Genomic DNA, 4,316 nt, shown 5'->3' on the forward strand with positions numbered 1-4,316 from the left:
ATATAGTTTTATGCTTCGCTTATGTCCATTAAAAATATAAGGACGAATATTAAAATAAAATGTTTGCGCTATCAAAAAAGAAAATGCTGCTTTATTGTGGTGAGTGAATAAAAAATAAACAGATGAAATAAGCCAAGGCATAGCTACCAAAAACATAAATATAGAATTATAGTCCTTTATTACTATTGGTCTTTTATCATAATCTCTCATCTTTACTCCCAGTCAAATGTAAGCAATTTTTCTGCTTTTTCTATATCACTATCAAAATTATCTTTAAAGAATTTTCTTATCAGTGTTCTTTCGTAATTGGTATTTGGGCTAATACTAATTATCACGCTTTTTTGTTTTAAAATAATATACTCATAAAATTTATAATTTACTTTTCTTTTAAATAAAAGCCAAAAAATAAAATTTGACATTATTGTCAAAGGATAAAGAACTATTCTTGCTGGCATTGTCAAATACCTCCTAGCTCCTTTTAACTCTTTGCTTAGATTTTCAAAACTTTTATAAATTTCGAAATCTTCGTTTAATTTTATCTCTCTTATAATATTGCCATTTTCCAAAAATTTCACACTATCAGAGTTTATGGCAATATAATTTTTATTTTTAAAATACGGCAATATATAAGCTACAATACCAAATGCTATGATAGCTGACAAAAAGCGATTGGCGCCAAGCAATAAATAAATAAAATCTACAATAAGCACTGGCAGAACAAAAATAAATACAAAGAGCAAGCTATTGTCCTTTATAACTATTGGTCTTTTGTTATAGTCTCTCAATTTTATCCTTGCCTACCTAGCTACTTTATACTATTTTAAGACCTCTTTGCTTTTTATATTTTTTACAACGCCTTGATATCTCCGCCGATGACTCTTAGTCCCATGCTGTCAAATATCGCTTTTATGCCACCAACTTCTATCACGACGCTTGCGCCATTTATGGTTACTTTGGTGCTGCCTACTTGGTGGATGATCTCATTTTTAGCATTAACCTCGTATGTCGTCTCGATCTCGCTATACTTAGAGTCTGCCATCTCTGTGTGCTGCGCGGCTGTTTTTGTTGTGAAATTTGACTTGGCATTTATGTCGATGTAGTTGTTTGCCTGAAGTACGATGTGCTCGTTACTAAACTCATTTATGCCCTTTTGAGAATTTAGCTTGTAGCTACCATCTATGCTTTGCTCTTTGGTACCTTTTATCTCTTTAGTTTCGTCGTTGTGTATGGTTGTGTTGAGGTTTGATTTTATCTCGACAAATTTATCATTGCCGACAAACTCATGTCTATCTTGACCAACTCTAGTTGTATCATCAACAGCTACATTTAGTGTATTTGAGACGCCTACTACCGTATCTTTTGAAAGTCCGACCGTCGTTAGATATTCACCGCCGACATTTACGTTTTTAGCAAGATCTATCGTTTGGATGTGTGCTTTTTTGACCCTTTCCGTGTAGCTACCATGCACTTGAGAGCTCTTGTCGTTTAGTATCGTTTGAGAAAAGTCGTTATTTACTAGCTCGTCATAGTCTTTCTCTGCTTTTACATAAATTTGCTCTTTGTTTTTTAAGTTTGACAAAGTGATCTCGTTTATGCCAGTCTCGTTTGCTCCGATCGTTTTTGAGCTAAGCGATGTTTGATGGTAGTTATTATCTACATTTACTAGTGGCATATTTGAGGCATTATAGAGGCTGCCGCTTACCACTGGGTTATCTATGTCGTTTTGCAAAAATGAGATGATCACCTCATCGCCGACCCTAGGTATCGCAAAGAAGCCAGAGCTGTTGCTTGCGATAGGTGTGATCACTCTTAGATAGGCACTTTTATGATAGCTTGCGTTTATGGTGTCGTCTTTATCTATCTGCTCTTGTGTACTAAAGGCGTTTAGTCTTACCTTTACTCTGCCGTAACTATCCGTATGGATGGTGTTTGTTTGGCTATTTAGCCCATCTTGTCCTACGACAAGGCCTAGAGTGATGTCAGGCGCTTTTGGCTTTTGTTTATAGCTTGGCACAAATTTCACGCTACTTGGGATGATGCTTAGTTCATTTGTATATGAGCTTATAAATTTTTTATCTTTTAAAGGGACGTTATCACCTAAATTTAGAGTATTTTCTAAAACGCTTTCGTCTATATAAGTGTGTTTTATAGCTATTATTTTAAACTCATATTCGCCGCTACTTTGATCTATGGCGACTGAGATATTGTCGTTTAAATTTAGAGCAAAGACGTTTGAGCTAGCGACAAATTCTTTCAAAAGCATATCGCTTCTTAGCTTTTTAAGATAGGTACTGACCTCAAGCAACCTCGTATCACTAAATGAATACTCATCTAAATTTATATGCTTATCATAGATATTTACCTGCTCGTCAAATATCTTCTCATTTTTACTCTCTAGCACGTTCGGATAGGCTGTGTTTTGAAATGAGTGGGTGAAGCTGTTTGCTTTTAGAGTTTCGCTCTTTGTGATTTTATTTATGTGTTCGCTTGCAAGGTTGTTATTTAAATTTACATTAAAGCTTACTTTTCTAGCCTCTTTGCCTTTGCTAGGTTCGCTTTGCGTTAGGCCTTCAGCTTGGTTGCTATAAGCTAGGATAAAGGTATCATGAAAGTAAATTTTCTCATTATCTTCGTAAAAATATATACCACTATCATGGCAAAGTCTTGTTATAAAGGCTAGGTCACTTTCGTTGTACTGCGCTATAAATTCTTTTTTATTGTAGCTATTTTTGATATTTGAGAAGTCTAGCTCTTTAGTTAGCCTTTGCTTGTTAAAAGACAAAATTTCTTTTACTACTTCAAGCACGCTTTGATCTGTGTAAATTCTATTTGCTCTATTTATACTTAGTCTATATAGCGAAGATGTGAGTTTAAATTTGAAGAAGTATTTTTTGTCTATATTTGTGCTGCTGTCATCATCGACGCCTAGATACTCGACATCGCTTACTATGCCGCTAAAGTAGATATAGTCACTGCCATTATTGCTTGGGATGATACTCTTGTTTGTAGAAGATGGTCTTTTTATGCTTAGCTTCATACCCTTATCAAGGTATCTATATATGCCAGTTTGAGCGTTATCATTATATATGCTCTCTAAATTTTCATAAAGCGGATTTTTGACCAAATTTATATAGGCAAAGCACTCTATGCTAAATATATCTTCTAAACTCTCATTTATATCAGCCCTTGTGACTATAAATTTATCGTTTGCTATCTGAAGAGTAGAGAAGGCATCGTTAGATACGCCATAATCTACAAAGCCGTCTGTTGCCACTGAGTTGCCAGATGCTAGCACGACTGGCTTAGTTAGTGATGATGTTGGTGATGTTGTGTTTTTGTCCATTTGTTGCTCTTTCAATCTTTTTTCGTTTTCTTCTTCTTGTAATCTTTCCTCAAATTCTTTAATATCAGCATCATTTAATTTAATCGTAGGCTTTGACTCTTCCAGTATGCCAAGCCTTTTTGCCTCTTTATATTTTCTGAATTTAATTTCTGTTTGATCGTCTATGCCTCTTTTTACTCCTTCTCCAGCAGCATCAAAAATTTTGTCCATTAGTGGAGGTTTAGGATAAGCTCTTATAAAAGCATCTACATTGTCTTTTGCATTTTGTGAGGTAGTTTTTTCTTTAAAGTCTTTCAAATCAGTGTTATCATTTTTTACTTCAAGTTTCTTCTTGCTTATATTAAATAAATCCATTACCTATTCCTGCCTTCTACTAACTCATCAAATTCTTTTTCGTCATTTACAATTTTTAAAATAGATTTTAAAACGACATAATCTTTTGGGTCTTGCCCATGATCTAATAGTTTTTTGATCAGTTTAAATTTCTCTTCTTTAAATTCCTTATATTTTGGTGTTTTTATAAATTTAAGCAATTCTTTACTGGCTCTTTTATTCTCTATTGGAACTCCATTACTATTAAAAAAAAACGAAAAGTCAAGCCCTATTGACGTAGATAGCCAGCCATTTGGAGTAGCACCCTTGTCTAAAAGCATGTCAATAGTTCTAGTTTTGTTTGCATCGTAAGCAAATTCTAATAAATTCGATCTAGCCATTAAATTATTTAATTTTACGCTAGCATTAGCATCACAACCCAGTTTGTCTATATAATATTCTATGTATTTAGCGGTATTTTCATCAGTTATTTTTTTATCAAAAATAACCCCAAACATATCCGTACAATTTGCTTCATGTGAATATAAAGATGTTATGAGAAATATGATTATTGCTAATTGTCTCATTGTGCTAATTCCTTTTTATTCCCATTATTTAATAAATTCTCTAAATCTTTTTCATCATTTATATATTCTAATGT

4 protein-coding genes are annotated in these 4,316 nt (G+C 33.5%); all 4 read right to left on the reverse strand.

The features are described 5' to 3' along the window. A partial coding sequence (locus G6W43_RS10400; RefSeq protein ID WP_194169755.1) for a hypothetical protein occupies positions 1 to 210 on the reverse strand: 210 nt, incomplete at its 3' end. Between the two features lie 2 nt (positions 211 to 212). After that, positions 213 to 785 carry a hypothetical protein gene (locus tag G6W43_RS10405; RefSeq protein WP_194169756.1) on the reverse strand — a complete coding sequence of 191 codons (573 nt, stop codon included), beginning with the start codon at positions 783 to 785 and terminating at the stop codon, positions 213 to 215. Between the two features lie 62 nt (positions 786 to 847). Further along, positions 848 to 3,697 carry a type VI secretion system Vgr family protein gene (locus tag G6W43_RS10410; RefSeq protein WP_180997192.1) on the reverse strand — a complete coding sequence of 950 codons (2,850 nt, stop codon included), beginning with the start codon at positions 3,695 to 3,697 and terminating at the stop codon, positions 848 to 850. Then, complete coding sequence (locus G6W43_RS10415; protein ID WP_223232041.1) at positions 3,697 to 4,242, reverse strand: hypothetical protein; 546 nt, start codon at positions 4,240 to 4,242, stop codon at positions 3,697 to 3,699. The genes G6W43_RS10410 and G6W43_RS10415 overlap by 1 nt, the downstream gene beginning before the upstream one ends. Positions 4,243 to 4,316: the final 74 nt, after the last annotated feature.

Origin of the sequence: Campylobacter concisus (assembly GCF_015229965.1) — a bacterium.
Taxonomy (GTDB): domain Bacteria; phylum Campylobacterota; class Campylobacteria; order Campylobacterales; family Campylobacteraceae; genus Campylobacter_A; species Campylobacter_A concisus_BD.

Bases quoted from the DNA above. Each gene is read 5' to 3' on its own strand.
- G6W43_RS10410 (WP_180997192.1), bottom strand. From the start codon at position 3,697: ATGGATTTATTTAATATAAGCAAGAAGAAACTTGAAGTAAAAAATGAT.
- G6W43_RS10415 (WP_223232041.1), bottom strand. From the start codon at position 4,242: ATGAGACAATTAGCAATAATCATATTTCTCATAACATCTTTATATTCA.